Raw genomic sequence first — 26,807 nt, 5'->3', positions numbered from 1 at the left:
ATTTCATTAACAATCGGCCAAGGAAATGCCTTGGCTGGAAAACTGCATACGAGGCGTTTCGGGAAGAACTGTTGCACTTAATTTGACAAACGGTCATGCCAAAAAAGTCATTTTAACCAAATGTTAAAATCTTAGCACTTCAATATCTAGAAGAAGGTCGTCATACCCAGCTTGAAATTTGTAAGATGTTTTCGGTCAATCGACAAACTCTTAAAGAATGGCGTGCTCTTTTTAAATTTGGAGGAATAGAGGCGTTAACACGATCTAAGAAAAATAAGGTGTACTCAAAAGAATTAAAACAAAGTGCTGTCGAGGATTATTTATCAGAACGCTATTCTATGCTTGATATCCTTGCCAAATACGAAATTAGTAGTTTAACAGTGTTCAAAAAGTGGGTGAAAATCTATACTGGTCATAGTGAATTAAAAGATTCGGGTAAAGGAATGAGCCAAACTATGACTAATGGAAGAAAAACAACTGTAGAAGAACGTATTGAAATCGCAAAGGCATGCCTAGCGAACGGGAAGAATTATCAAGAAACAGCAGCACAATATGATGTGTCCTACCAACAAGTTTATCAATGGGTAAAAAAGTTTGAAGAGAGTGGCGATCAAGCTTTAGAGGATCGTCGTTGCAGAACAAAACCTGAAGAAGAGCGTACACCAGAAGATGAATTACGTTTAAAAATTCAACAGATGGAGCGTGAAAACGGACGGTTACGTGCAGAAAATCTATTTTAAAAAAGTTAGAGGAAATCAAAAGGAGGCGTCGTTAAGTAGAGTTCGTATTCAGAGCCGTTATATCGCGATTCAAGAGTTGGCGGAGAATGAAAACTTATCGATTGTTTTACTCTGTGAAATCGCTGAGATTTCACGTGCAGCTTATTATAAATGGTTGAAACGTCAGCCATCTGTACGAGAAAGAGAAAACGAACAGCTAGTAGAATCGATTCAACATCTTTATTCGCAAGTAAATGGCATTTATGGCTACCGCCGCATTACAATGACAATTAATCGCCAAAGAACAAAAGTGGGCTTAGCTAAAATTAATAAGAAGCGTATTTACCGCCTGATGCAGATTTGTGGTCTGGAAGCGGTTATTCGACGTAAGCCAAAACGATACCGTAAATCAAAGCCGGATTATGTGGCAGAAAATATTTTAGCACGTGATTTTACTGCGGAAAAACCAAATCAGAAATGGTGTACTGATGTGACAGAATTCAAATACGGCAAAGGGAAAAAAGCTTATTTAAGCGCGATTATTGATTTACACGACAATTCAATTGTCAGTTATGTATTGGGACATTCGAATAACAATAAGTTAGTTTATGACACCATGATTCCTGCAATACAGGGGCTAAAACAAGGTGAGCAACCGCTTATTCATAGTGATCGAGGTTATCAATATACATCAAAATTTTTCAAACGCATGACAGAAAGTGCGAATATGGTTCACAGTATGTCGAGGATCGGTCGTTGTATCGATAACGGACCAATCGAGGCCTTTCGGGGTACCCTGAAAGTCGAAAAGTATTATTTAAACAAATATGAAACATACGAGGCGTTAGAAGCAGCAATCGATACTTATATTACGTTCTATCATAACGAACGTTACCAAGAAAGATTAAACGGCTTGAGCCCCTTAGAATACAGGGCTCAAGCCGCATAAAGAATTTTTATTATTCCCGCTGTCTACTTGACAGGGAGCAGTTCAATATTCTGTGGAGGGCTTATTTTTATTTCGCACTATAATCTTGTCGTCTCAATTCACTGCAGGGTATTTTAAATGAAACTATGAGTTTTAAAGTAATTCGTCACGTATCCGTCACGCAACAGTAAAAATGATTCAATATCAGGTGTAATTAATGGAATAAAAAAAGCTGAAAACCCTTATTAATAAAGGCTTTCAGCGTGATGGTCCCGGCTGGTCTCGAACCAGCGACCCCACCTTGTCGAATTTATCTGGCTAAATAAACCGAGTTTAATTAAATTCAAATAAGTTAAAAAAGCCTGATTTAATAAGGTTTTTTAGGCAGGTAAAATCAATTCAGTCAAATAAAATTATCACAAAAAATTAATTCTGCGGACAAATTGCGGACAAAAGAGTAAACAGGTGGTCTGTATTACTCTTTTTTTGTTTTTCTGTATTATCTGTATTCAAATGTAAGTTTTATGTATTAATTAAACATTTTAATTATTTTTATAGCCCCTATATCGTGGGAGAGGGGTTATGGTAGGTGCTTAGACCAAGAAGGATAAAGTAACTAAATCAACCTAGTTAAACCCAGTGAACCTTGAATGATTAAGTCTAATTTATCAAGACTTTAAACAATTCTAAAAACAACTGTGTTAAATATAATTAACTCAAGTAAATAATTGTGTGAGCATTTTGGAGAGCAAGTGATCTGCTTCAAATAACTCAAAGTGAATTATATTTTATTGTCGTAACATTTAAAAAGGATTCGGAAATACACATATCCAGCGCGTGGCTCAGAATTATGGAAGAAACTTTATAAAGAACGTACTGCAGTAGAACGCGTCAATGCCTATTTAAAATAATACTTTCAATTAAATAACATCCGTCACCGAACAGGTTAAAAAGTAAAACTACATTTCAACCTGGTGACGTATATTTATAATGCCTGTAAATTGGCGGTGGATCGAATGAATGCCTTATTACAAACACAGAACGAAGCTGCATAATTTTTTTAAAACGTAAGTTTTCACACAGGAGAAGTCTAAGATTTTAAAAAAGATGATTTATGAAATTGATTCATGTAAATAATTATAATTTTAAACCCTTTCGTTGAAACGAAAGCGTTTTTTAATATTTGCACAATTGCACGGAATAAGATTATGGACTTATCTAAATTGTTTTCGAAGTAAAGATGAAAACGAAGAAACGTCATAAAGTATCACACCAATACCTATGAACATTAATATCATACTGAACTTTCTCAAATCGTACGATTTTTTTTACATCTCTTTGTAATATTCTGTCGTCACAACAGACCACACAAGAAACGATACTTTTATTGCTATATAGGTCTTTAGACAGTTGAGCTATTTCCGCCTTTCTTGTAATATATGGTTATAATTGAAAATGATAATCATTATCAATGTCAACGCTTAGCTATTAATCTACTATCACACTTTAAATTTTTTATTTTCTTTTAATTACCAGTAAGGTGTTTTATTTGTCAGCAACAAATTTCTTATTATTTGTCTTTCTAATTAGAAAGACTAATTTTTTTAACAACAAATGATAATCATTATCATTTGTTAGAGGGCTCTGTGAAAGGATGGTTAATTACATGCAACAGATTGCCAAACAGATTGCAGAAAATGCATCGTTTCAGGCGTTTATGAATTGTTATATTCGAGAAGTGAATAGCGGACATTGGGTCAAAAAGGAGGAGTGGATAAAAGAACAGGGACAATCTATCCTGATTACAGAGGCACATATTCTAGAGCTTGAGTTGCCGATACAAAACACCCGTTTTGCATTTGGTGTGGATTACAAATCTCTTGTTGGAAGACATAAGTTTGGTGTCTCTTTGAAGTATTGTACGAAACAAAAACAATGGCTAGTTGAAGATAAATTAACGATACTCATCATGCTCATTCAAGAACTACATTTTATGGCTAAGGCGGATGGATGTTCTGGGGTTAACTCCCATTTCGATGAACTCATTCTTCGCATAATTGAAAGCTATCAAACGATGGCAAATTATATTGAAAAGAGTTTGGAAGATAAGAAACAAAATGGAGTTAACGATTCGTTTATTGAAGCTGAGCAGTCTCTCTTATTTGGACATTGGCTTCATCCCACACCTAAAAGCAGACAAGGGATGGCAAGTTGGCAACAAACGAGTTTTGCTCCAGAGCTACAAGGTTCTTTCCAACTTCACTATTTTCGTGTCGACCGTAAAATTGTGAAAGAGTCCTCAGTATTAGAAAAAAGTGCGAGTGAACTCATTTCTCAGTCTTTAAGAAAATCACAACCTGATTTTGTTATGTCAGAGAAGCATTGCCTATTTCCGATGCACCCGCTTCAAGCACAGTGGCTATTACAGCAACAGTATGTAAAAAAAGCGCTTGCTGAAGGATTGATAAAATATGAAGGTGCGCTTGGGGCTTTTTATACAGCGACCTCTTCGATAAGAACGGTATATAGCTCAAATGAAGAAATGATGTATAAGTTTTCAATTCCTGTTAAAATAACAAATTCATTGAGGGTAAATCGAACTCATGAACTAAAAGCTGGAATTGTTATGGCTCGGTTAATGAATAAGATTGATTTCTTACAGAACCATTCATCTTTTCGGATGATTGATGACCCAGCCTATATGACGGTAGAGTTTCCAGATCAAACGGAATCAGGGTTTGAGGTTATTTTTCGCTCAAACGTATTTCCTGAAGGACATGATGAAGGAATCTGCATGATTGCTGCTCTTGTTCAAGAGCCTCTGCCAAACGAAAAATCGAGACTGTGTCAGCTCATCATGAAAATCTCTCAATCAGAATTCCGCTCCTTAGAAAGCGTAAGTTTAGATTGGTTTAAAGTCTATTGGAAATGTGCTATTGAATCATTATTAAGGTTATACGATGAGTATGGGATAGCTCTCGAAGCACATCAACAAAATAGTGTGTTAAACATTTCTTCAGGATATCCATCTACTTATTATTATCGAGATAACCAAGGATATTACTTATCAAAAACATATAAAGAAGAACTTCTTTCAATAGAGCCTTCTTTGCATGAAACAGAAGAGCTATTTTACGAAGATGACCTTATTCATGATAGATTTATAAATTATTTGTTTATGAATCAATTGTTTCCCGTTATTTCCCGATTTGGAGCAGATCAGCTAATCGATGAAAAAGTACTACTGAAGTGGTCTTACGATCAACTGCATTTATTAGAAAAAGAATTTACAGGTCTCGGGAAGGCATTTGTTCGTAACATTCTAAATCAAGAAAAGCTTGCGTTCAAAGCAAATTTATTAACAAGGTTTCATGATGTAGATGAACTAGAAGCCGAACTTGAACAAGCGGTATACACGAAAATTCCAAATCCGTTTGTTCTTCAGTATGAGGAGGCAGAATATGCAGCAGCTACAGCATTTAGCTTCTAAACAAGGGGAGCTACGTGTAAGGCGGCAGCTCGTGGAAGCAATGATATTTGAAGGACTAATTAAATATGAAGAAACTTGTCTAGATAAATGGACTTCAAACCTTACTCTTGTTGGACAGAAGTGTACCTATCGTTGTGAAGGTAGAAGAATGGCATTTGATCGCATCCGAATAAAGGAAGATAGTATTTTTCAAGTAGGAAAGGATGAAACGTTACTAGAGGCAACGCTTGAGGATCTAGTAGATGAATTACTTTCGACTCATAGAGACAAAGATAGATTACTGAAAGAACTTCATTTAACGAGTTTGCTTTGTGACTGGAATAATCGTCATCTTCAAATGCAACTGTCGAGAAGAAATTCGAGCTATGAAGAATTAGAATCAGAAATCATTGAAGGACATCCATATCATCCTTGTTTTAAATCAAGAACCGGTTTTACAATCGACGACCATAGAGACTATGGCCCTGAAGTAAAGCAATCATTTACCCTTCAATGGGTTGCAGTGAGAAGAAGCTACGTACATATCACTGTTCTTGAAGAGGAAGAGAGCTTTTGGAAAAGAGAGTTAGGGCATTTGATGTGGGGAGACCTTCTTGAAAAACTTGCGGCATTCGATGGAACTCCTGAAGAATATACATTTTTACCGGTTCATCCTTGGCAGTGGTCCAACATGAAACATGAAATAGCCGGATTAATAGAGCAAAAAGATCTAATTCCTCTAGATGTGAAAGGAGATTACTATCGGGCAACCCAATCGGTACGAACATTATGGAACTTTTCAAATCCTGAAAAGGCGCAATTAAAATGTTCGATGAATATGGTGAATACCTCTTCACTACGAAAGTTACATTCTCATGCTGTTTGTGCTGCTCCTCACATTTCAGCATGGCTTAGGCAGGTAATTCAATTAGACTCCTATTTACATAAGGAAGCGTCTCTTATTGTACTGGAAGAATATGCTGGGATTATTTTTGAACCGAATGCAAAAAAGCATAGCGGAAAACTAGAAGGTCAACTTGGCTCAATATGGCGAGAAAGTGTGCGCTCGTATATGAAGGATGATGAGGAAGCGGTACCGTTTACGGTGTTAATGATGATGGAGAAAGATGGGCGTCCGTTTATAAATGAATGGCTTTTACGATATGGAACGGAGGAGTGGGTAAAGCGCTTGATCGAAGTGAGTGTTATTCCTGTGTGGCACTTGCTTGTCGCTCATGGTATTGCTGTTGAGGCTCATGCGCAAAATATGATCTTATTACATCAAAATGGCTGGCCGACTCGGGTTGTACTGAGGGATTTCCATGACAGTATCGAATATATTGAAGAATTTATTTCAGACAGAACCCTCATTCCAGATTTTGAAACGATACACGAACGTTTTAAAGATGCACCTGTCGATCATTATTATTGGATGTCTTCTGTAGAGGCTTTACGAGAGTTAGTTATGGATACATTATTCGTGTTTCACTTAAGTGAACTATCTTATTTGCTAGAAGAGCAGTATGGATTTGTAGAAACACGTTTTTGGAGTCAAGTTAGGGACGGAATACAGAAGCACTTTGAACGTTTTCCATTATTATGCTCAAGAAATGAACAGCTTCAGCATACTAGCACACATATTTATGTTGAATCTTTGCTAACAAAGAAACTTCAAAATCAAGAAGAAGGAAATTTTCGACATATCGTCAGCAATACGTTAGCAAAAGAGGATAAAAAGGAGAAATGATGATGTTTTATGTCAATGATCAATTTTATACAGTAGAAGATATCGAGAAGCAATATGAAATATACGAAAGCTTATCTCATCTAAGAGAATGTAACAATCGTAGATTAGCTATTTGTACGGATGATATTTTCCAATATATAGCTCTTTGTTTATATATACGCCAAAAAGGTGGATCAGTCGTCCCAATCCATCCAGCGACGCCAAAAGAGGGATCTGTGCGGCTTGCTTCTTCAGCAGGTAGTCATCTTTTATTATTCCAATCGATCGATTCTTTCATCGAACTATCAAATCATTCCAATAACCAAGAAGGAGTATTAGTTCAAATGAGCTCAGGTACAACAGGAGCTCCGAAATGTATTGAACGACCGTGGAGTTCAGTAGAAGAAGAGATTGAAAGCTATGTGAAAACGTTACCTGTCGATTCCTTGACGAATTCTGTTGTCGCTTGTCCAGTTACTCATTCATATGGATTTATTTGTGGTGTCTTGGCTTGCATAAGAAGGGGAGCAAAGCCGATTATTATTACGAATAGTAATCCTAAATATATTTTGAAAAAGCTAAAAGAATATCCAAAGCACATTCTCTATGCGGCTCCAACGTTACTTTATACATTAAGTCGATTATTACCAAGTGATCAACAATTTGATCGTGTGATGACGTCAGGAACTGTGATGCCGCATAGTTGGTTGACCTTATTAAGAGAGAAATCTCGCCAAGTATTACAGCAGTATGGATGCTCTGAATCCGGGTGTGTTGCGATTCACCCTAATGTGGAAGATCCGAAAGAAATGGGCTACCCCCTTCCTCATGTGAAAGTGAAAGCTGGTGACAAACAAACACCGAGCGAAATTATCATTGAATTGTCTACACAAACGATTTATACAAAAGATCTTGGCTATTTAAAAGATAATGTTCTTTCTTTTCTTACTAGAATGGATGACATGATTAATGTAGCAGGCTTGAATGTGTATCCGCAAGAAGTTGAAACCGTGTTAATGGATGACCCAAGAATAGTCGAAGCAGTCGTATATAAGAAACAAAATAACCTATCAGGAGAGCGAGTATGCGCACTATACGTGTCTACTGAACCAATCGAAAATATGGAGCTTAGAGAATGGTGCAGTAAATTTCTCGCTCCCCATCAAATTCCGATGGAGTTTGTGTTTGTTCATGAAATTGAAAAGCTGCCAAATGGAAAAGTAAGTAGAAAAAAACTTGGAGGCATACCAGTATGACGAGACAACAATTGATGAAGAGCATCTATGATTTTATGGAAAATTCATTAGAGTTGCAGACACTTTCTTCTTTTAATGAAGATGCCCGGTTAAATGAGGATTTGTATATGGATTCAATTATGATCCTTCAACTGATTCTTCATTTAGAGTTGGATCATGGCATTTCCATTCCCGATGACATTCTCGTTCCTAAAGATTTCAAAACAGTAGGAACACTAGCAAGTTTTTTAGAAAAACAGCAAAAAGTAGGATAATCGGAGGAGAAAAATGATAAAAGTTCATTGTTTTGTAAGCTGTGTTTGTGAAGTTATTAAGAAAACGAAAGGCGTTGATCATAGACCCTACTATTTTGGGGTATGGGACGCAGATTTTGATGTGCTCGATAATGGGGTGCTCTCATACCACTCAGATCGTATTGATCATCATTTCTTTCAAACATGGTATGAAATGCTCTATGGAATCAAGCTTTACAAATGGTATGACGAAGAACAATCAAAACAAGAAAATATAAATAAGTTACTAAGGTTATTAGAAAATGAATCTCCACATCAACATGTGATGGTGATGCTGGATTTATCGATGCTTCCAGAGCGAGAGAATAAATTTCATCAACGTCCATTTCCACATTATGTGATGCTAGAAGCTACAGAAAATGAAGCAGAGTGGTTGATGTATGACCCTGATTTTCGCTGGGAAGGGATATTGCCGAAGGAGAGGATTTTAGATGCAATCCAAGAGCCAACTGTCGGAGGTGGCTATTACTTTGATTCCGAGACGATTATTACTCCAACTACAGAGACGGTTGAAGCCTATTTTAATACATGTATAAAGCATCATATTAATCCGTTGACAGAAGCAATTACCGAGATTATTAAAGAGCATATCGTAGGAAAAGAAAAGGAAAGTATGTCAAAACTTCCGACTGCATTAAAACAATTGCCAGTTTTAGCGATTAGAAAGTATGCATATGAACATGCGTTTGCATTTTTTTGGGAAGCTCTTGGCCGTGATGAGGAAGGCTTTGAAACATGGTGTGATGAAATTGAGCGTCTAGTGAATGGTTATACAACGATTCATTATCGAGCAATGAAACTTACGATGACACAAGATTTGTTATTAGCTGAAGATATTTATGTGAAGTTGGAAGAGCAAAATCTACTTGAGTTCAAGATTAAGCAAGGATTACAAGAATGTTTTCAAGCATGGTTAACATTACAGCACAAGAAAGAGGTCATGTTATGAAATTATCTATCTGTACTATCTCGTTTAGGCACCATCTCCACTCGATTGATCAATTAGCTGACTTTGCAAAAACTCAAGGTTTTCAAGGAATCGAGCTCTGGGGTGTTCATGCAAAAAACTTGGCAGATGAACTTCATTATGGAGCAGATTGGCTAAGCTCCTACGGTTTGGAAACGAGCATGCTTAGTGATTATTTGCCATTAGAAGCACCAATTTCTGAGATGATGGCTGAAACAGAGAAGTTATCTTCACTTGCAAAGCGTTGGGGAACGAACAAGATTCGTACATTTGTAGGAAAACAGGGCAGTTCAGACACGAGTAAGAAAGAAAGGGAAGAACTTACTTTCAGACTTAGAATGCTCTGTGATTACCTTGAGTCAAAAGGACAATATTTACTTGTTGAAACTCATCCAAACACATTGACAGATAATCTACCTTCAACGATGCAGTTACTTGAAGAAATGAATCACTCAAGCCTAAGAGTGAACTTTGACGTTTTGCATATATGGGAATCAGGTATAAAACCTATTGTCGCCATGAACCAACTTCTTCCTTATATCTCACATTTTCACTTTAAAAATATTGCCTCACGTGCACAACTTGGTGTTTTTTCTCCAAACAATGTTTATGCTGCATCAGGGTCTAGAGAAGGGATGGTTCCATTGTTTGAAGGTGCAATTGATTATTATGAATTCCTATCGGATGTACTCCCAATCGTGGATGTAGATGCGTCATTGGAATGGTTCGGATCGAATGTGAAAAGCGTATTAGCGAAAGATATTCAGGAGGTTAAGAAGGCGTTGCAGTTGGTACAAATATAATAAAAGGTTGTTTAAAATATATATTGATTATGTAAAAATTGAGTTTTTTTAGCTACCCACTGTTACAGCAGTAGTGTATTTGATAATTTGGCTATTGTGGTTGCATTAGGAGTAATTCTAGGGCCTTATTGAGTGACATAAACCATAAAATTCCCACAAAATAACCCTAAACTTCCCCTCCCAATATTAACAAGGCTTAAAGCCATTTTATAGAGTGAACTAAACGAATTATTATACGAAATTTGTATACTTGGTTGGATATGTACATGAACACAATTGAAAATAGACCTATAAAAAGAGGGGGCTGTAAGAATTTATTTTAATATTGCTTCAAAACTTTAATATTTAGACTAGAAACTGACAACTTCTAACCAAATGAAGTTGTCAGTTTTTGCTTAATAGATTTAATCTAATCTGTTTTTTTTGAAGTAATCCACTCTTTGTTAAATTTAAAAATAACTTTCTGTTCAAATGTGCCTGTAACGCAAACGAAGGAGGAAGCAAAAATGGCACAATTATTGAATGAAACAGGTCGAATTGAAATCCGTGAATTACTAAAAAAGGCTCGTAAAGCTAGAATTATCGATGCAGCATTCCATACAGATGAAAAAATAGGTAAGTACACGGACATTGAATTAATGAGCTATCAAGCAGCCTTCGTTAATCGTACTTTTAAATAAAAATCAGTAAAGCCCGTCGCACTTTAAAAATCAAGTGTTCCCCTTTAAGTAGACAGTGGAATAATAAAAACACATCATTAAGTGAAAACAGACTTTCATGAAAAAACTCCCCATTGGATAAACAGATTTTATTTTTTATCTGTTAACCTAAAGGGGAGCATATCATACAATACACGCTTTTCAACGAAAGGTGTTTTTATTTGTCTCATTTTTTTGGGTAAGTGCTCGGCTCGTCATCAGAGAAATCTGTAGTGCTTTGTATTTTATTCGATTTACACTCTAAATTTAGACACTATTTCTTGTAATTCAGATGATAACTCACCTAATACCCGTGCGGAAGTTGAAATTTCTTCCATTGTTGCGTTTTGCTCTTCTGCAGCTGCAGCAACCGTTTGCGCCTTATCAGACGAACTTTCTGACAAAGTAGAAACTTCGTATATTTGCCCTTTAATGCTAATTGTATTCGCATTTAATTGTTCAATAATAGCAGAAATATTTTCTGTTTGATTCGTTACTCCTTCTATCATTGAAGAAATACTGTGGAAATTATCTTCTGATTTCTTCACTAATACCATACCTTCATTTACATTATTAGTTGATTTCTCCATAGCATTTATAGCTTCCGTTACTTCCTGTTGAATCGACACAATTACCTCACGAATTTGATTGGTTGCCACGGATGAATTTTCGGCTAATTTTCGGACTTCATCTGCTACCACAGCAAAACCTTTGCCGTATTCTCCAGCCCTTGCTGCCTCAATAGCGGCATTTAAAGCAAGTAGGTTTGTTTGATCTGCAATCACAGTAATTAGCCCTAAAATTTGGCTTATTTCAGTTGATTTTTCTCCTAACGATTGAACGACTTTTGATGTCATTTCAGAGGAACGTTGAATATTCATCATTTGTTTCATCGTTTGATCCATCATAGATGCCCCTACAGATGTATACTCCTTAGTAGATATAGCTAGATCAGATACCGATTGAACTGAGGAAGTTGCATGCTCCATACCTGTTACCATTTCTGTAATTGCTTCATTGCTAGTTTTGGCTCCCTGAACTTGCTGATCCGCCCCTTCGGAAACATCTACCATAGCACTTGTAATTTGTTCTGTCGCTTTACTTGTTTCTTCCGCACTTGCAGAAAGTTCTTCAGAAGTAGTAACTACAGTTTGGATATGTTCTTGTAAACTCCTTACCAATCCTTTCAGATGTGCTAGCATGATATTAAAATCTATCCCCAATTGACCAATTTCATCTTTATTTTTAATATTTACTGGTTCTATTGTTAAATTGCCATCTGCTAATTGTTTAACTTGTTCTGAAAGCAATTCAACAGGCCTCTTAATAGAACGTATAAAGAAGACAGTAATCCCAATCGTTAGCATGAAGGTAATCAAACTAGCTACAACTAAAATAATAAAAGTTCTATTAAAATCAGCTGTTCCTTCATTGCGAATGACTTCCGATTGCTGTTTGAGTAAAGCGAATAAAACTTCGACGTTTTCCTGCGTTTTATCAAATAGAAGGTCTACCTCATAATACTTTTGTATTGCTTGTTCCATATTACCAGCATTGCTTAGACGAATAACTTCATTATTTTGCTCAATTAAGTTAGCCCAGTTTGACATAAGCAAATCTAACGTTTCTATTCCTTTTTTTGTTTCCACGATTTTTTCATAAGATTTGAACGAATCTTCTATTTGCTTATTAATTACGGCTACTTCTTCTGCATATTTTTCTTTATAAGGTAGATCAATAGCCAACAGATTCTTTTGAGTACTAATAAACATGTCATCAGTTTGATTGTTTAATTTGGTGATCATTGCTATTTCGGGCATTACAACGTCATTAATAGTTGTTGTATTCTTATTTAAGTTAAAAGCACTACTAATTGAAATAACACACATTAATAAAATTAGTAACATAATAACCGAAAATGAAATACCTACTTTTTTTCCTATTGTCCATTTCATAGATTTTCCTCCTGAAGGTATGTAGATACCTCTATATTATTTCTTTACTACGTTAAGTATATCGACTTTAATGAGTGATTATTTAGTCCTTTACAAAACATTTACAAATACCTAGTTTATAGGCGAAAAAAATAAAAAACTGACATTTTTCAAGTTTACGAACCCTTCATTCCCGCCATGGATTAACGAAAACAATAGGACGCTAATTTATAAAGAAGATAGTGAATATGCATTCAATTAATCTCGCTCGGAGTTCAAGGGACGGAAATTTTACAATAGATGAAACTGAAGAATATTCAACCAGAAACGTTTGCTGGCTAAAGATAAAATTCGCGTTGTAAAGTGGACGAAAATTGACGAACATTTCAGCGATGTCACGATAGCAACGGCTGGTGAAGATATAACCATCCGTTACGCTAATCGAGCAATAAAAACGCATGTTGAAAATTTGCTTTTGGTTAGAACAAGCAATTGATTATGTTACTTTATTTATAGGGGTAGTTTCAGAAAAATGCGGATTTACAATGTGAAGAAAAAAATTACCAAACGACGCTTTGGGAACTATCCCGAACATAAAATCCATAAATAAGCATTTATGATATAGTTTATTAAATAAATCTAACGAGAAGGAGGGGAATTTATGAGTTTTTTATCGAAGAAGTTTTTAGGTAATACTTTAATATTTTGGATATTATTCATTTTATTGGGACCAATTGGATTTTATTTAGTTTTTATGGAACATGATTCAAAAGGTTTTTATTTTTTAATTTTAATGTGTGGTTTAATGATTCTTTTTGAAAGTGTTATATTTAAAAAATATAAAAGATAAATAAAACATCCATGATTTTATCACTCTCAACTTTTTTTTATTACTATTTCCATCTTTTTTATCTTTTTTTTGAATCTCACTTAAATTTTTGTATTCATTAAGATCGATGAGTTTGCAGTAATTGTTACTAGAAAAAAGGTCATGAGACTATTGGGGATGCTTGGTATTTATATAGTGATACGGCAAGACTATCCACACTTCAATTAATTAATAGAGCCTCGATGAACGGCTTTGTTACAGTTATTAGTAATACGGTCCCATAAGGTTAGACAAAGGTGCTTTCTTATTGTGTTAACAGGTGATTTAGTGCAACAAGGATTTATAACGTATACAAAACAAACCTAGTAAACGTTCCCAAATGAAAGTTTTGGGACGAAATAAAACACTTGAAACGTTGTCATACCAATGCGCACTGACCTAAAAAAATGAGACAAATAAAAAACACCTTACGTTTAAATTAGGTATTTAATACCAATAAATTAACGTGGAGGTGTTTTTTCTATGGGAACAAGAGTAAGTTATCCAGCTGAAGTTAAAATTAAAGCAATTGAAATGAGATTAGCAGGTATTCCAGTTAAGGAAATACTAGAGGAATTAAAAATTAAGAATAAATCACAATTAATGATTTGGATGCGATGGTATAAAGCAGGAGAAACTCAGCGATTGCATCAACCGGTAGGAAAGCAATATTCCTACGGAAAAGGGCCAGAATATGGATCTGAGGAAGCTCGTTTACAGGCTGAAAATCTTTATCTTAAACAACAAATCGAAGTTTTAAAAAAGTATGTAGAATTGGAGAGGAAGTGGTTGGGGTAGTATTCGTAGATTTAGTGGAAAGATTGAAAGGATTTATGTCAATTCAATCGATTTGTGTGCATATGGGTGTAGCACGTGCGACCTATTATCGTTGGCGAAAGAATACCGGAAATACTTCTAAAAAAGCCGAGCGAGATCAAGCGATTGGTGAAGCTTGTGCAACCCAGAAATATCGTTATGGTTATCGGAAAATAGCAGCCTTATTCTCTGGAATCAGTGAAAAGACTATCCAAAAAGTGATGCAGAAATATAATTGGTTATGTCGGGTAAAAGTGAAAAAGCGCAAACGGACTGGTCAACCATCTAAAGTAGCTGATAACATGTTAAACCGTGACTTTAACGCAACAGCTCCTTTACAAAAGCTCGTAACCGATATTACTTACTTGCCTTTTGGACAGTCGATGTTATATCTTTCAAGCATTATGGATTTGTATAATGGGGAAATCATCGCGTATACAATTGCCAAAAGGCGTCCTTTTGCATAGTGATCAAGGTTCAGTTTATACGTCTTACGATTATCAAAAAGAAGTGAAAGAAAAAGGAATTACCATGAGTATGTCTCGTAAAGGCACACCGGCGGATAATTCCCCAATCGAAACGTTTCATTCCTCGTTAAAGTCAGAAACGTTTTATCTTGACGACATACACAGCACGACTAATGCATGTGTAATTCGTATCGTCGAAGAATATATCAATTATTATAATAATACCCGTATCCAAACGAAACTAAACAACCTGTCACCGGTAAAATACCGACAACAGGTTGCTTAAAATAGGTGTTTTATTACTGTCTCAAAAACGACAGGCAGTGCCAACGCATCAAATGGGACAATGTAACAGCACGTTTTGGGAGAATGTGCCAAATCGTAACCGATTGGAATAACGCAGTGGAAAATGGGTTATATATGGCTAACAATTCGGCGAATGGACCCGCCGCCACTTGGGTCATGGGACAAGTGATAGTGCATGATATCAACTACATTGAACAACGTGCGGTTGCATTCACTGATGAATTTAAAATAAAATTCACTCGCTACAAAGAAGCGGGTACATGGGGCGGATGGTCATTCGATTTAGCGGTTAATACCCGTAGGCGTGGTGTCCATGTAAACTTAGATTTTTATATTTACCCTGGCGAATATGCAATGAGTGCTGATTTTTCTAATGGTCCTCATGGAGACATGGCTACTTTTAGATGGGGCACATTAAAGGTTTTGGTTTCCGAAGATGTTATTACCCAAGTCTTATATGGTAGAGGTAATGTAGTTTGTATGAGAACTAAAAGCGCAAGTCTTGATTGGTCAGTGTGGAAACGAATGCTGAATGAAGATGATTATAACACGTTTTTCACATCTGTCAGTAATGGTAAGGCTACCGTAAATCGGGCGGTTACTGACATGGGTGTATATACACCGCCCGATGCAACATTCGATACCACTGCGGCTAATGTACGCAAATTAAGTAGTGCGCAGTCTGGTAATGGTAGATCATATACAATTGGCGACAAGTGCTATTTCGCTATAACTGGATTACCATTCATCCTACGAGCTGTTTTCATACATTTTGACCAGTTTGAGGGAAATATAGTCTACAATACGAACTGGAGCCACCAAGCGAGAACCTATTCAGTGAATAGAGGCATCCCAGCTCCGTCTGGGTGGCAAAGTTGGTCTACTGATACTACTAGAAGCGGCAATGACATAACATTCATAGTTGGAAACGGCAATCACGTAACAAACTTTAGATTTGACGCAATCAAATGATTGGAGGAAATTGCTTTGGGAATTGGAAATAGAATCTATTACAAAGCTAATAATGGCTTTGTAATCTTCCAGACTGGTGAACTAAACAACACAGAAGGGCAACGCCCAGATGAAGAAATTAAGTATATTGATGTTCCGTTTGGCTCCATTGACTACTCTACTAGTTATATTGCTGGTGTGGATATCGAAAGCGGAAAGCCGATAGTGAAAGTATTCATAGAAGGTGTGCCAGAAGAGGGGTATACCAGAGAATTAGAGGACGCTTTACTATTACAAACAGAAAATGAAACTGGAGGTATTCTATAATGACAAACACGACAAAAGTAAATGCAGTAGTAGTGCGTATTGCGGCAGAACGAATCATGAGTGGCGGGTTAAATCCAAATACTGGAAAAGTTTATGTAATTGATGATGTTACGAATCCCGATTACCGAAAAGCTATTGAAGATTACATCTTAAATGCTTCAGAGGGAGTTTAAGCAATCGTCCCAAAACGTGTAGTAACTTTAAATTTCTTAATGAACCAACGGCGCAGGTTAGTTTAACACTTTTATAACTAAAATGGTTCAAATGATGAAATATTTCGGTACTTTAAATGCCATTATTAACCACTTGACGATTGGCTAGTAAAAAAGTTAGTATGAAATTAACTTCACGTGAAACAAACTTCACTAAAGGGGAATAAGTTGGTTAGGAGAGGTATATTTGAAAAATCTATTCATGCAGCGACTTTTAGTATCAATCTTATTAATAGTAATTGGGTTCATTCAAGTAATTCTCGATGCATCAGTAGGATTTAATAATGGCTATATCACAGTATTGTTAGGTGGAATAATTTTATTGTTCTCAACAATTTCTATCATTAAATCCCGAAAGAATAAATCAATAGAAAAGGAATTAGCAAAGGAATATGACGAAAGAGATGCCTTAATTGATGGAAAGGTAGCTCGCTTCACCTTGTATATCCTGATACCCGAAATTTTAATTCTTATGTTTTTAACTAATTTTGTGCTAATTCCATCAAATATTGCATTATTTATTATTTTAATATCTTTAATGATTATTGAATTCGGATCTAGAAAATATTATACTCATGTCCTTTAATTAGGAGGTATTTATGGAAAATAGAGTAAAAGAATTACGAATAGAACATGGAATAACGCAACAAGATTTAGCTGATAAAGTAAGTGTATCTTCAAGAACAATCATCTCATTAGAAAAACAAAAATATAATCCATCTGTACTACTTGCATATAAAATAGCTTCAGTTTTTAATTTATCAATTGAAGAAACTTTTGTTTTTGATGAAGATGACAAATAATACATTTCATAAAGATGCACATATAAAGTAAACAACGGAGGAATGTAAATGTATATTATAGGACTTATTTTTGGGATGATTTTAGTGATTTGGGGTATTTATCGTATGAGAACAGATGATGGCTTATTTGGAAAAAATCAAAAAAACAAAAACTTATTTAATTTACTGTTAATGGGAGAAGCTTCAGGAATAGGACAATTTTTGGGTGGAATTATTTTAATTATTGCAGTGATTATCGGATTTTTTGTGAAGTAGAAATAAATATGAATTTCAATTTCTCACTGAAACATTGTGAACGAAAACACTTAAACTAACGGAGTGCATTAGTTAAACAAGTTAAGTCAACAATTTGTTGGCTTTTTTTGTTGAGTATTCGTCGCAAAATGCGTAGTAACTTTTATTTTCTTATTGAACCAACGGGCAGGATTGTTTAAGAAGGATAATGTAAATTATGTTAAAATAACACGGATAAGGACTCCTATTTCATTAGGGAATGCTTATTTAATTAAAGTTTAGGGGTAGGAAATATGGATAATTTAACTGTACTGGAATGGCTAGAAAAAGAGAAATTAAGTGAAGATGAAATAGATTTTCTTTTAACATTTATACCTAACATCTCTGTGATAAAATCGCAACCAGCTAAAACAGTTGTAATATGTCAGTCAATGAATAAACTGTTTCCAAGGGCTAATTTAAAGATGGAAGAGAATTATCTGGATTATGATGTATTTAAATTTACCATTCAAAAATATATAGTTAACAAGATTTCAGTAAAAGAATTATTAATACGTATGTCTGCACAAAAAATATGCAAGCCTTTATGTGATTATTTTCTACAATCGGAAATTAGAAATTAGAAATTAGTTTTTATTAATTATAGTTTGTGAAAAGAATTGATTTTATGAGAGTAATTACACTTCTTATCGAAAGAAGGAAAGATTAGTTATATGAAGTTTATATCTAGATAGCTATATATATATTCAATATATATAATAGAAAATGTTCTTATTTTTATCAAGGGAAGTAAAGGACCAAAAACATAAGTGTTATTAATGTATTGGAGGATGTGCATGAAAAGCGATATTGAAAGGATTTATTCAATTGATATCATTAGAGGAATAGCAATTATGGGGATTTTCTTAATTAATATTAACTCTTTTATATCGGAAAAAGCATATGAGAATTTACAAGATTCTTTATATGGAGTGATTACAGGTCTCTTGATTCACGGGAAATTTCATTTTATTTTTGCATTTCTCTTTGGTGTTGGATCTCACATTTTTTTATCACGATTAAATAAAAAAGGATTAAGTAATTGGACTTATATTCGCCGAATGTCATTGTTATTTGTATTTGGATTGCTTAACGCTATGATGACAGCTCCGGATGTATTAATGGGCTATGCTGTAATTGGTATTATATTTTTTGGATTTATGCGATTCAATAAATATTTCCTTTTGGTTTTGGCTCTAATCTTGACGCTATCTGTCGATATTTACTACCTGATACACCATTTTACTCGCATTACAATTTCAAATGGTGTAGTCAACGGATTTGTAGTAGGACAAACTTTAGGACATATGCTCCTAGGTTATACGATGTATGGAATTGGTCTGTTTGATTTAAAAACAAAGAAGTATTTTGTAAGAAAGATATGGATTGGTACGTTTATTTTATCAATCGGTATTGTTGCATTACAACTAGGATATGGACTAAAGCTTACTCTTTTAGCAAGTGTGCTAGGTCTTATGTATATTACTGGGACGTTGCTAGTTTTAGAATATAAAAATATTTATAAGTGGTGTAAAGGTTTAGTTGCATATGGCCAAATGTCGCTTACAAATTACATTATACAATCCATTTGTGGAATTACATTTATTGCATCGCAAGTTACAACAGTTAATGAAGCTATTTTATACAGTTTACTTATATTCATAGTTCAAATTATCTTTTCAAACGTATGGATGAAATATTTCCATTTTGGACCATTAGAATGGCTATGGAGAACGGGAACATATATGACTGTTCCTAAGTTTAAAAAGTAAGAAGAATGCCACTTGGTTTTTAGTTTATATTTGAAACACTTGATATTTTATATGTATCAAGTGTTTTTGGTTTGCATTGAAATGAAATATATAAAAATTTATCCCGTTATTTCGGGACTATAATACCCCTATCTCAAAACATAGGAGAATACGGAGAAGTTTGATGAGGGACTAAATAGTGAGTTCAAACTAAAAAATATAAATTAGGGGAGTTGAAAGTGAAACTACTAAGAATAGGTGAACTTTCTGAATACTGAATATTAATGACAAAGACGCTTGGGAATTTTAAGGATACGCTATTGCGTGACCTTATTAAATAAAAAGGATGGTGTGCAAAATGAGTATTGATATCCTTATTTTAGTAGGTATAGGAGGATTGTTATTCGCTGTTTTTGGTTATATTCTCAATCGTGACCGTGAAAAGAAAGTAAACGCTACAAGTGAAGCTGAAATGAAGGTGACACTTGCTCATATTAGTAGAGGTGTAGACGACATTAAGCTTGATGTTAAAACGAATAAAGAGCAAATGAACGCATTTTCTCGCGATTTGGTGAGAGTAGATGAAATTGCGAAATCGGCGCATAAACGAATCGATAAACTGGAGGGAAAACAAAATGAAAATTAACTGGAAAGTACGTTTAAAACACAAAACTTTTCTTGTATCACTCTTTGCCTTACTACTTTTATTGGTGCAGCAGTTGGCAGCGGTATTTGGATATGACACAACACTTTATAACGAGCAAGCAACCGAAATTTTTAATACGGTGCTTGCTCTTTTGGTTCTCGCAGGTGTTGTTATTGACCCGACGACAAACGGTACAAACGATAGTAATCAGGCGCTTAAATACGTCAAACCAAATGGTGATACGAAATGACAAAACCAACCGAAATCGAATTGCACGTAGGACATTACGGCGACAGGACAGGTGCAAGTGGGTATGTTGACGAGGTACAATTTGCTAGGAAATTTATTAAGCGAATTTATGATATTTTAGTAGCCAATAAAGTACCTGCGACATATTACGAAGATATAGTTTCTAAAAACCAAACTCAAAACATTAATAATTTAATAGCTCACCATAATGCTGATCGCAACGGCTTAATCGTATCTGGACATTTAAACGCAAGTGGTTCATTAACAGAACGGCCTATTGGCGTAGAGGTGTTATACACTACCAAAAAGGATTTAGCGGCAGCAGTAGCAAAAGCGATGAGCGATGCTTCTGGCTTAATAAATCGTGGCGCAAAATACCGAGATAATATTGGTGTATTCACGAAAACATACGAGCCAAGCATTTCAATCGAGTTCGGATTTGTGAACAGTAAAAAAGATGTAGAGTTATTGGATAAACATTTTGAAGCTATTTGCCAAGCCGTAGCTAAAGAGTTAGCAGCAGCTATTGGACATAAAATTACGGGAAACAAAAAGGAGGAATCAACAGTGTCGCAAGTATTATTAAATGAAACGGGACGTGCTGAAGCAAAAGGACTGATTAAGAAAGCAGTAGCTGCAGGTATATTTGAAAAATCCCATTTGGATAAATTAGATAAGTACTCAGATGTTGAATTAATTAGTTATAGCGTTGCTTATGTAAATCGTACAACTAAATAAACGAAACGGACCAGCAAAGCTAAAATAGCCGAGCTGGTCTTTTTTATTTTATTCTAATTTATCTAACGCTTTTAATAAAACAACTAAAATAACTGTAGAAACGATTGCGATAATTAAAATCCCATTGGAAGATAACTGAACAGATGTTAAGTGAAGAGTTTTCATCCAATAATACCCTACAATTATAGAAAGGAAAGATGAGATTACTGAAATAATAGTACCCAGAAATCCTAACTCGTCTATCTTTTTTTCTGTTAAACCTATTAGACTTAAAATCTTAGTAAAAATACCAGCTATTACAAATAGCTCAATAGATAAAATAAATAAAGAAATGGTTCTTGTAAAGGAAATTTCATCTGGCATCCACTTATCTAAAGCCATCATAATAAATGCGGGAAGAAAAATTGGCAATATTAGACCTGCAATAATAGTTAATGCAACTAGAGAATTTTTTTTTTTATTCTGGTTGCTCATATTTCCTCCTGAAATATTTGTCTTAAAGATGGTTTAAACTATAGCACAGTAGAATAGTAGAATTAATATTATTATTTATTCAGACAAAAAATATTATTTCTTAAATATTTACACTTGCCAAACAAGAACGTTCGTTCTATTATAGATACAAACAAATGTTCTTATTAAGGGGTGCTTATAATGCAATAACAATTAGTGAAAGCATTGCAACGCAATCAATTAATCGATTTAATGTACCATATATCCTTGATGATTTTAATGGATCTGCACCAAAGACTTCATGTTTTATACCATCTTAATCGTATGTAATAGGCTTCTCATCTCTTTTAATAAACTCTATCGACTTTACCTTTACAGGTGAATCACCTGTACAATTAATTAGAACAACCAAATAAAAAGTTTCTTTTTTTCAATCAGCACCAAACGTTAAGTTTGAGTGGATATTTATTCATTGGACGGGACGTGTGAACTTACTAGAAGCCCGTCAATCCAACGAAGTATATTTGAATAATAATATAAGGATGGAAGAAAAGAAGAAGAAGTGAGATTCCGTAAAGGTTTGGCTGTAGGGGATTATATGCCCATTCAATAAAATATATTTTTCATACTCTATATAAAAATGTTAATTATATAGGAGGAGAATTAGTTTGGGTGAAGAAAGAAAAAGTATTGCAAATGAAAAAATTAGTAGTGCAAGAGAAAAAATAAGTAGTGCAAAAGAAAGAAAAAGTAATGTAAAAGAAAAAAAGGATGAGGATTATGAATTAATTGTTAAAAATAAAGATAAAAAAGATATAAAGGTAAGTATTATTATGCCTTCATACAATAAGTACGAATATGTTTCTTTATCTCTATATTGCTTATTGAGACAAACATTTGATTTTTCTAGTTTTGAAGTTATCTTAGTTGACGATTGTTCCTTTGACAAGACTTCTCATATTCCTAAAGAATTCGATCCACCCTTTAAGTTTAAATATGTGCGTCCAAGAAAAAACCAAGGTCGGTCACGCGCACGTAACTTAGGCATCCAGCTTGCGGAAGGAGAAGTGATAATCTTTCTAGATGCGGAAATGCTCACTGAGCATAACTTCATTGAAAATCATTATAAACATCACATTAATGATAAGAATATAGTAGTAAGTGGTGCAATGCACTATAGAGGTATTTATACCTTTCTGACTTCCGATTTCAATAGTAAACAGTGGGAACACATAGATGATTTTGTTCCCATTGATCCATATTTCACATTCCTATATAATGAATATAAACAAAATCATCAAAACTCTAATCAGTTATTCCCACTCATCACTAAGAAGGATATAGATAATAATTCCTTTCAAAATCTATCATTTCCGAATTGGTATTTCACCAAGGAGCTTAACAATGGATTAAGCAATTTTGGATTAGATCTAAGTAATTATACGCTTCCTTATATTGCGTTTTTAACAGGGGACGTATCAGTCAATAGAGAACTGCTGGATAAGGTAGGATACTTTGATGAATCATTTCGAGGGTATGGGGCAGAAGATTGGGAGCTTGGATATCGCTTGTACAAAAATGGCGCCCGCTTTTTATTAGATTCTTCAACATTTTGCTATCATCAGGAACACCCAATATCTTCAAATAACTTTCCAGAAGCAATGAGTAATTTACATCAATTCATGAAAAAGTTCCCTAATTTCGATGTTCTAGCTTTAGCCTTAGAACATAAACCAGCTCTAAGTTTCACTCAAATTCATTATGTGGTCTCTCAATACAATGAACTATGCAAAATACATCCACTTAAATACCGAGAATTTAAACAAGTATTCCGTACCATGCTTATTAAACTGGTAGAGAATTTGAGAGATAGTAAGCCCATATCAAACCTCTATGATTGCAACACTTCTTCGGAAATGAAAATATCAGAACAATTAAATGAAATAAAAAAGCTTCGATTGTACGCACTTACTAATTCTTTTGAAGCACTCTCAGAAAACAAATGGAGAAACAGCTAGACGGGGTGCCGCTTTTATATAGGTTCTCAATAAAAAAGTCAAGTTCATTCAATTTTTATTTGAGAATAAACCAAATAACGGCAAAAAAAGAAATTTCGGGACTTTATATAGATTTAATTACCACTTTACTGTAAATTTATGCGTATAAGGGGTGATTTGATGTATAGATACAAATTTCTGACGAATTGTGGAATAAACTTAAAGTTTGAAAGTGAATATCATATCGACGACTTAGAACCAGTGATATTTACCGATGCGGTGTTCGTTAGATTTGAAGATGTAGAAATTGTAGTAAAATTAACAGAAATAAAAGATGCAGAGGTAAACGGTGTTAAACATCAAATTAGATCATATGCAAATTAAAAAATAAGCCTTCCACAAAAGTGGAGGGCTATTTTTATTTCACTTTATAATCTTGTCGTCTCAATTCACTGCACGGTATTTTAAATGAAACTATGAGTTATAAAATAATTCGTCACATATCCGTCACGCAACAGTAAAAATGATTCAATTTTAGGTGTAATTTATCGAATAAAAAAAGCTGAAAACCCTTATTAATAAAGGCTTTCAGCGTGATGGTCCCGACTGGTCTCGAACCAGCGACCCCCACCTTGTCGAGGTGGTGCTCTCCCAACTGAGCTACAAGACCGAGATAAGATACAAAAAACTTGTTCTTATTTATCATCATAGCATTTTAGTTGGAAGAGGTACATAGAAAACTACTAATTTAACTTTTTATGTTATTTTTATGTGGAATGATCGCGCATTCCTCTTATGCACTAACGTCTTTTCTTTTTATCGTCTTTTAGTAATAGACTCTTCTTTATTAATTTTTCTAATTCTACATGGACGTGGTATTTATTTTCTTCAATTTGGGTGACATTTAAAACCTTTCCATTACGTCCTTTAATTCTGATACTTTCATCGACTTCAGGTATACGTCTTAAACATTGACTTAGTACTGATGTGTTTTTTTCATAAAAATGAATCGCAAACATTTTGATACACCCCTTATAAACTCAAATAAAACATTGAGTGAACTTTTTTCCAATTTATGATGAATCCGAGACGTATAGAACTGTCAGAAAAGGACATTAATAAAATTTGAAAAATAGTTTCCATCTTTTAATAATATGCTAGGGTAATCGGATGAATTGAGGTGGAGAAGAAATTAAGAAAAAATGGAGTTTACTTGCTGTACTAACATTTGGTCTGTACGTTGTGGCGATGTATTTCTATTTTTTTCATAACCAAAATAGTGAGATACCAGTAGCTCTGAAAGGTACGGCAGCAGATCCAAGTACTTTTCTAACAGCGCGGGAATTGGTGTTAAGTGAGGATTTATCAAAAATAAGAAATTTCCTATTTTTTATCGCAATGCCGTTTGAATGGTTGCTCTACTTTGTTATTTTGATTACGGGTATCTCACGTTTGTTCGAAGGATTGAGCCCCAGCCAACATAAATGGGCCATTTGGAGAAATGCAAAGTATTTATTTTTACTATCGCTTCTATTGTTTGTCCTCCAATTTCCACTAGATTATTTCCGGTATGTACTGAGTAAAAGCTATGGTATTAGTACGCAGCTTTTTTCCTCGTGGATGAGGGATAATGTGATTAATTTTTGGATGTCTTTCGGGATGTCCGTTATCGTGGTCACGGTTCTCTATTGGCTCATCAAAAAAAGTCCGAAGAGATGGTGGTTATCAGCCTGGACATTAACTGTTCCATTTTCAATTTTTCTTATGTTCATCCAACCAGTCGTGATCGACCCAATATACAATGACTTTTCTCCACTAAAAGATAAAGCATTGGAGACGAAGGTTTTGTCACTCGCACAGCAAGCAGATATTCCTTCAAATCATGTATATGAAGTGAACATGTCAGAGAAGACGAATGCATTAAATGCGTATGTAACAGGGATTGGTGAAAATTCGAGAATTGTGTTGTGGGATACGACATTAAACCGATTAACGGATGAAGAAATACTCTTTATAATGGCACATGAGATGGGCCACTACGTGAAAAAGGATATTTACCTAAACATCACAGTATACTTGTTGATGACGCTCATTGGACTATGGGGAATTGCAAAAATCATGCCTTGGATGATTAGACGTTATGGATCGATATTAAAAATTAAACAAATGAGTAGTATTCATTCATTGCCATTGTTTTTATTGATTTCATCTTTTCTAGTATTCTTTTCAAGCCCACTATCCAATGCAGTTTCACGCTATCAAGAGGCCCGAGCTGATGAATATGCAATGGAACTAATGGAGAATCCCGAGGCTGCAATCTCGACGTTTCAACAGTTGACCAAAGTTGGGCTGGGCGAAGTAAATCCATCAGTACTTGTCAAATGGTTTCGCTACTCCCATCCGCCTATGTTAGAAAGAATCAATAATGTAGCCGATCAAGCTGATAAGGAATTGAACTAGGTTTGAATCAATTGAAAAGCGTATCAAATCCTTTCATATCATGGATGTGACGCGTTCCCCCTTTTTCTGAGAAACTACTTTATTTCAATCAAAAGTTGTAAAGTATTGTCCTACCTTTTTCATTAAAATTGAAGGAGGGGGAATGATTATGAAACAGTGGACACAAACATTGCATATCGCACAATTTCGCATTGCGCGACCAACAGATAAATTAGATCTGATAGAAAAATTTTATTGCGAGGGTCTAGGGCTTACGAAAATTGGAGAGTTCAAAGGACATCGTGGATATACTGGCATTATGATTGGGTTACCAGATGAGTCGTATCATTTAGAATTTACTGAGCATGTTGATGGAAGTCCATGCCTTGCACCGACCAATGATAATTTACTCGTTTTTTATATGCCCGATAACTCGCAAATTCAAGTTGTACAATCTCGACTCGCTAATATGGGCTATCCTGAAATTCCACCAGAAAATCCTTACTGGGAAGAAAAAGGTGTGACCATCGCGGACCCTGATGGTTGGCGTATTGTATTGATGAATACTGAGGGGATTTAAAAGATATCAGAAATAGTTACTCAAAAAATTTTCTTAAATGTAACTTTTGAATCGAACCAAAGAGCCACGAATGTCACCAACATTCGCGGCTTTTTCTCTGACTATTATTTATAATGCTTAATCCGAATGGAACTTTGT

The 26,807-nt window shown here is 34.8% G+C and carries 26 protein-coding genes, 1 tRNA gene and 2 pseudogenes; 25 read left to right on the top strand and 4 right to left on the bottom strand.

What is annotated here, in order from left to right; genetic code table 11:
- Positions 1–128 precede the first annotated feature (128 nt).
- The 9 genes and pseudogenes from ACQKIH_RS14375 (at position 129) to ACQKIH_RS14335 (ending at position 10,841) form a co-directional block, all read left to right on the top strand.
- Positions 129–1,668, top strand: a protein-coding gene (locus ACQKIH_RS14375; protein ID WP_427767186.1) for an IS3 family transposase whose coding sequence is annotated in 2 segments (ribosomal slippage) — positions 129–739 and positions 738–1,668 — 1,542 coding nt in all. Because the reading frame shifts where the segments join, the coding sequence is not laid out codon by codon here.
- Between the two features lie 794 nt (positions 1,669–2,462).
- A pseudogene (locus ACQKIH_RS14370) lies at positions 2,463–2,702 on the top strand (transposase); the annotation flags it as partial.
- 611 nt (positions 2,703–3,313) lie between these two features.
- Complete coding sequence (locus ACQKIH_RS14365; RefSeq protein ID WP_057984978.1) at positions 3,314–5,137, top strand: IucA/IucC family protein; 1,824 nt, start codon at positions 3,314–3,316, stop codon at positions 5,135–5,137.
- Entirely contained in the window at positions 5,109–6,863 is a 1,755-nt protein-coding gene (locus ACQKIH_RS14360; protein WP_427767173.1) for an IucA/IucC family protein, read from the top strand. The genes ACQKIH_RS14365 and ACQKIH_RS14360 overlap by 29 nt, the downstream gene beginning before the upstream one ends.
- A gap of 2 nt (positions 6,864–6,865) precedes the next feature.
- Positions 6,866–8,098 carry an AMP-binding protein gene (locus ACQKIH_RS14355; protein WP_057984982.1) on the top strand — a complete coding sequence of 411 codons (1,233 nt, stop codon included), beginning with the start codon at positions 6,866–6,868 and terminating at the stop codon, positions 8,096–8,098.
- A complete protein-coding gene (asbD, locus tag ACQKIH_RS14350) occupies positions 8,095–8,352 on the top strand; it encodes a petrobactin biosynthesis protein AsbD (RefSeq protein ID WP_057984983.1) in 258 nt (85 codons plus the stop codon). The genes ACQKIH_RS14355 and asbD overlap by 4 nt, the downstream gene beginning before the upstream one ends.
- A gap of 13 nt (positions 8,353–8,365) precedes the next feature.
- Positions 8,366–9,340, top strand: a complete 975-nt coding sequence (locus ACQKIH_RS14345; RefSeq protein WP_427767169.1) for a DUF6005 family protein — start codon at positions 8,366–8,368, stop codon at positions 9,338–9,340.
- A complete protein-coding gene (locus ACQKIH_RS14340) occupies positions 9,337–10,161 on the top strand; it encodes a sugar phosphate isomerase/epimerase family protein (RefSeq protein WP_427767166.1) in 825 nt (274 codons plus the stop codon). The genes ACQKIH_RS14345 and ACQKIH_RS14340 overlap by 4 nt, the downstream gene beginning before the upstream one ends.
- A 506-nt stretch (positions 10,162–10,667) precedes the next feature.
- The gene (locus ACQKIH_RS14335; RefSeq protein WP_427767163.1) at positions 10,668–10,841 is read left to right on the top strand and encodes a hypothetical protein; all 174 of its coding nucleotides are present in this window, start codon (positions 10,668–10,670) and stop codon (positions 10,839–10,841) included.
- 272 nt (positions 10,842–11,113) lie between these two features.
- Here the strand turns inward: ACQKIH_RS14335 and ACQKIH_RS14330 are convergent, their stop codons facing one another.
- Complete coding sequence (locus ACQKIH_RS14330) at positions 11,114–12,814, bottom strand: methyl-accepting chemotaxis protein (protein WP_427767161.1); 1,701 nt, start codon at positions 12,812–12,814, stop codon at positions 11,114–11,116.
- A 640-nt stretch (positions 12,815–13,454) separates the two neighbouring features.
- Between ACQKIH_RS14330 and ACQKIH_RS14325 the strand changes: the two genes are divergently transcribed.
- The 13 genes and pseudogenes from ACQKIH_RS14325 to ACQKIH_RS14265 all read left to right on the top strand — a co-directional run bounded on the left by ACQKIH_RS14325 (position 13,455) and on the right by ACQKIH_RS14265 (position 21,200).
- Positions 13,455–13,643, top strand: coding sequence for a hypothetical protein (locus ACQKIH_RS14325; protein ID WP_427767159.1), 189 nt, complete (start codon positions 13,455–13,457; stop codon positions 13,641–13,643).
- A gap of 501 nt (positions 13,644–14,144) precedes the next feature.
- Positions 14,145–15,230, top strand: a pseudogene (locus tag ACQKIH_RS14320) (IS3 family transposase).
- Between the two features lie 500 nt (positions 15,231–15,730).
- Positions 15,731–16,222, top strand: coding sequence for a hypothetical protein (locus ACQKIH_RS14315; protein ID WP_427767157.1), 492 nt, complete (start codon positions 15,731–15,733; stop codon positions 16,220–16,222).
- Positions 16,223–16,237: 15 nt separating this feature from the next.
- Positions 16,238–16,528 (top strand): hypothetical protein, encoded by a 291-nt coding sequence (locus tag ACQKIH_RS14310; protein ID WP_427767154.1) that lies wholly within the window; start codon positions 16,238–16,240, stop codon positions 16,526–16,528.
- Entirely contained in the window at positions 16,528–16,701 is a 174-nt protein-coding gene (locus tag ACQKIH_RS14305) for a hypothetical protein (RefSeq protein WP_427767151.1), read from the top strand. Before ACQKIH_RS14310 ends, ACQKIH_RS14305 begins: the two co-directional genes overlap by 1 nt.
- 226 nt (positions 16,702–16,927) lie before the next feature.
- Complete coding sequence (locus ACQKIH_RS14300; RefSeq protein ID WP_427767148.1) at positions 16,928–17,326, top strand: DUF2178 domain-containing protein; 399 nt, start codon at positions 16,928–16,930, stop codon at positions 17,324–17,326.
- Positions 17,327–17,339: 13 nt separating this feature from the next.
- Positions 17,340–17,543: a helix-turn-helix transcriptional regulator gene (locus tag ACQKIH_RS14295; RefSeq protein WP_427767145.1), complete on the top strand. Its 204-nt coding sequence runs from the start codon at positions 17,340–17,342 to the stop codon at positions 17,541–17,543.
- Positions 17,544–17,591: 48 nt separating this feature from the next.
- Positions 17,592–17,798, top strand: coding sequence for a hypothetical protein (locus ACQKIH_RS14290; protein ID WP_427767143.1), 207 nt, complete (start codon positions 17,592–17,594; stop codon positions 17,796–17,798).
- Positions 17,799–18,070: 272 nt separating this feature from the next.
- The gene (locus ACQKIH_RS14285; protein ID WP_427767130.1) at positions 18,071–18,400 is read left to right on the top strand and encodes a hypothetical protein; all 330 of its coding nucleotides are present in this window, start codon (positions 18,071–18,073) and stop codon (positions 18,398–18,400) included.
- Between the two features lie 213 nt (positions 18,401–18,613).
- Positions 18,614–19,588, top strand: coding sequence for a DUF418 domain-containing protein (locus ACQKIH_RS14280; RefSeq protein WP_427767121.1), 975 nt, complete (start codon positions 18,614–18,616; stop codon positions 19,586–19,588).
- A 337-nt stretch (positions 19,589–19,925) separates the two neighbouring features.
- Complete coding sequence (locus ACQKIH_RS14275; RefSeq protein ID WP_427767118.1) at positions 19,926–20,213, top strand: hypothetical protein; 288 nt, start codon at positions 19,926–19,928, stop codon at positions 20,211–20,213.
- Positions 20,203–20,463, top strand: a complete 261-nt coding sequence (locus ACQKIH_RS14270) for a phage holin (RefSeq protein ID WP_427767116.1) — start codon at positions 20,203–20,205, stop codon at positions 20,461–20,463. Before ACQKIH_RS14275 ends, ACQKIH_RS14270 begins: the two co-directional genes overlap by 11 nt.
- Positions 20,460–21,200, top strand: a complete 741-nt coding sequence (locus ACQKIH_RS14265; RefSeq protein WP_427767113.1) for an N-acetylmuramoyl-L-alanine amidase — start codon at positions 20,460–20,462, stop codon at positions 21,198–21,200. The genes ACQKIH_RS14270 and ACQKIH_RS14265 overlap by 4 nt, the downstream gene beginning before the upstream one ends.
- A gap of 48 nt (positions 21,201–21,248) precedes the next feature.
- Here the strand turns inward: ACQKIH_RS14265 and ACQKIH_RS14260 are convergent, their stop codons facing one another.
- Positions 21,249–21,674: an epimerase gene (locus tag ACQKIH_RS14260; protein WP_427767111.1), complete on the bottom strand. Its 426-nt coding sequence runs from the start codon at positions 21,672–21,674 to the stop codon at positions 21,249–21,251.
- 647 nt (positions 21,675–22,321) lie between these two features.
- On the opposite strand from ACQKIH_RS14260, the gene ACQKIH_RS14255 reads away from it, so the two are divergent.
- A complete protein-coding gene (locus ACQKIH_RS14255; RefSeq protein ID WP_427767108.1) occupies positions 22,322–23,671 on the top strand; it encodes a glycosyltransferase in 1,350 nt (449 codons plus the stop codon).
- Between the two features lie 576 nt (positions 23,672–24,247).
- On the opposite strand, the gene ACQKIH_RS14250 is transcribed toward ACQKIH_RS14255, so the two are convergent.
- A tRNA-Val gene (locus ACQKIH_RS14250) sits at positions 24,248–24,320 on the bottom strand.
- Positions 24,321–24,450: 130 nt separating this feature from the next.
- Positions 24,451–24,669: a hypothetical protein gene (locus tag ACQKIH_RS14245; RefSeq protein ID WP_427767106.1), complete on the bottom strand. Its 219-nt coding sequence runs from the start codon at positions 24,667–24,669 to the stop codon at positions 24,451–24,453.
- Positions 24,670–24,841: 172 nt separating this feature from the next.
- On the opposite strand from ACQKIH_RS14245, the gene ACQKIH_RS14240 reads away from it, so the two are divergent.
- The gene (locus ACQKIH_RS14240) at positions 24,842–26,110 is read left to right on the top strand and encodes a M48 family metallopeptidase (protein ID WP_427767184.1); all 1,269 of its coding nucleotides are present in this window, start codon (positions 24,842–24,844) and stop codon (positions 26,108–26,110) included.
- Positions 26,111–26,258: 148 nt separating this feature from the next.
- Complete coding sequence (locus tag ACQKIH_RS14235) at positions 26,259–26,669, top strand: VOC family protein (protein WP_427767103.1); 411 nt, start codon at positions 26,259–26,261, stop codon at positions 26,667–26,669.
- Positions 26,670–26,807: the final 138 nt, after the last annotated feature.

Source organism: Solibacillus cecembensis, assembly GCF_050272495.1.
GTDB classification, from domain to species: Bacteria; Bacillota; Bacilli; order Bacillales_A; family Planococcaceae; genus Solibacillus; species Solibacillus cecembensis.
Note: the sequence above shows the minus strand (reverse complement) of the source record. Positions and strands in the feature narration are given on the sequence as shown.

What these genes read in the sequence shown, in the direction of transcription:
- ACQKIH_RS14365 (WP_057984978.1), top strand. Translation starts at nt 3,314, where the DNA reads ATGCAACAGATTGCCAAACAGATTGCAGAAAATGCATCGTTTCAGGCG.
- ACQKIH_RS14360 (WP_427767173.1), top strand. Translation starts at nt 5,109, where the DNA reads ATGCAGCAGCTACAGCATTTAGCTTCTAAACAAGGGGAGCTACGTGTA.
- ACQKIH_RS14355 (WP_057984982.1), top strand. Translation starts at nt 6,866, where the DNA reads ATGTTTTATGTCAATGATCAATTTTATACAGTAGAAGATATCGAGAAG.
- asbD (WP_057984983.1), top strand. Translation starts at nt 8,095, where the DNA reads ATGACGAGACAACAATTGATGAAGAGCATCTATGATTTTATGGAAAAT.
- ACQKIH_RS14345 (WP_427767169.1), top strand. Translation starts at nt 8,366, where the DNA reads ATGATAAAAGTTCATTGTTTTGTAAGCTGTGTTTGTGAAGTTATTAAG.
- ACQKIH_RS14340 (WP_427767166.1), top strand. Translation starts at nt 9,337, where the DNA reads ATGAAATTATCTATCTGTACTATCTCGTTTAGGCACCATCTCCACTCG.
- ACQKIH_RS14335 (WP_427767163.1), top strand. Translation starts at nt 10,668, where the DNA reads ATGGCACAATTATTGAATGAAACAGGTCGAATTGAAATCCGTGAATTA.
- ACQKIH_RS14330 (WP_427767161.1), bottom strand. Translation starts at nt 12,814, where the DNA reads ATGAAATGGACAATAGGAAAAAAAGTAGGTATTTCATTTTCGGTTATT.
- ACQKIH_RS14325 (WP_427767159.1), top strand. Translation starts at nt 13,455, where the DNA reads ATGAGTTTTTTATCGAAGAAGTTTTTAGGTAATACTTTAATATTTTGG.
- ACQKIH_RS14315 (WP_427767157.1), top strand. Translation starts at nt 15,731, where the DNA reads ATGAGAACTAAAAGCGCAAGTCTTGATTGGTCAGTGTGGAAACGAATG.
- ACQKIH_RS14305 (WP_427767151.1), top strand. Translation starts at nt 16,528, where the DNA reads ATGACAAACACGACAAAAGTAAATGCAGTAGTAGTGCGTATTGCGGCA.
- ACQKIH_RS14295 (WP_427767145.1), top strand. Translation starts at nt 17,340, where the DNA reads ATGGAAAATAGAGTAAAAGAATTACGAATAGAACATGGAATAACGCAA.
- ACQKIH_RS14290 (WP_427767143.1), top strand. Translation starts at nt 17,592, where the DNA reads ATGTATATTATAGGACTTATTTTTGGGATGATTTTAGTGATTTGGGGT.
- ACQKIH_RS14285 (WP_427767130.1), top strand. Translation starts at nt 18,071, where the DNA reads ATGGATAATTTAACTGTACTGGAATGGCTAGAAAAAGAGAAATTAAGT.
- ACQKIH_RS14280 (WP_427767121.1), top strand. Translation starts at nt 18,614, where the DNA reads ATGAAAAGCGATATTGAAAGGATTTATTCAATTGATATCATTAGAGGA.
- ACQKIH_RS14275 (WP_427767118.1), top strand. Translation starts at nt 19,926, where the DNA reads ATGAGTATTGATATCCTTATTTTAGTAGGTATAGGAGGATTGTTATTC.
- ACQKIH_RS14270 (WP_427767116.1), top strand. Translation starts at nt 20,203, where the DNA reads ATGAAAATTAACTGGAAAGTACGTTTAAAACACAAAACTTTTCTTGTA.
- ACQKIH_RS14265 (WP_427767113.1), top strand. Translation starts at nt 20,460, where the DNA reads ATGACAAAACCAACCGAAATCGAATTGCACGTAGGACATTACGGCGAC.
- ACQKIH_RS14260 (WP_427767111.1), bottom strand. Translation starts at nt 21,674, where the DNA reads ATGAGCAACCAGAATAAAAAAAAAAATTCTCTAGTTGCATTAACTATT.
- ACQKIH_RS14245 (WP_427767106.1), bottom strand. Translation starts at nt 24,669, where the DNA reads ATGTTTGCGATTCATTTTTATGAAAAAAACACATCAGTACTAAGTCAA.
- ACQKIH_RS14235 (WP_427767103.1), top strand. Translation starts at nt 26,259, where the DNA reads ATGAAACAGTGGACACAAACATTGCATATCGCACAATTTCGCATTGCG.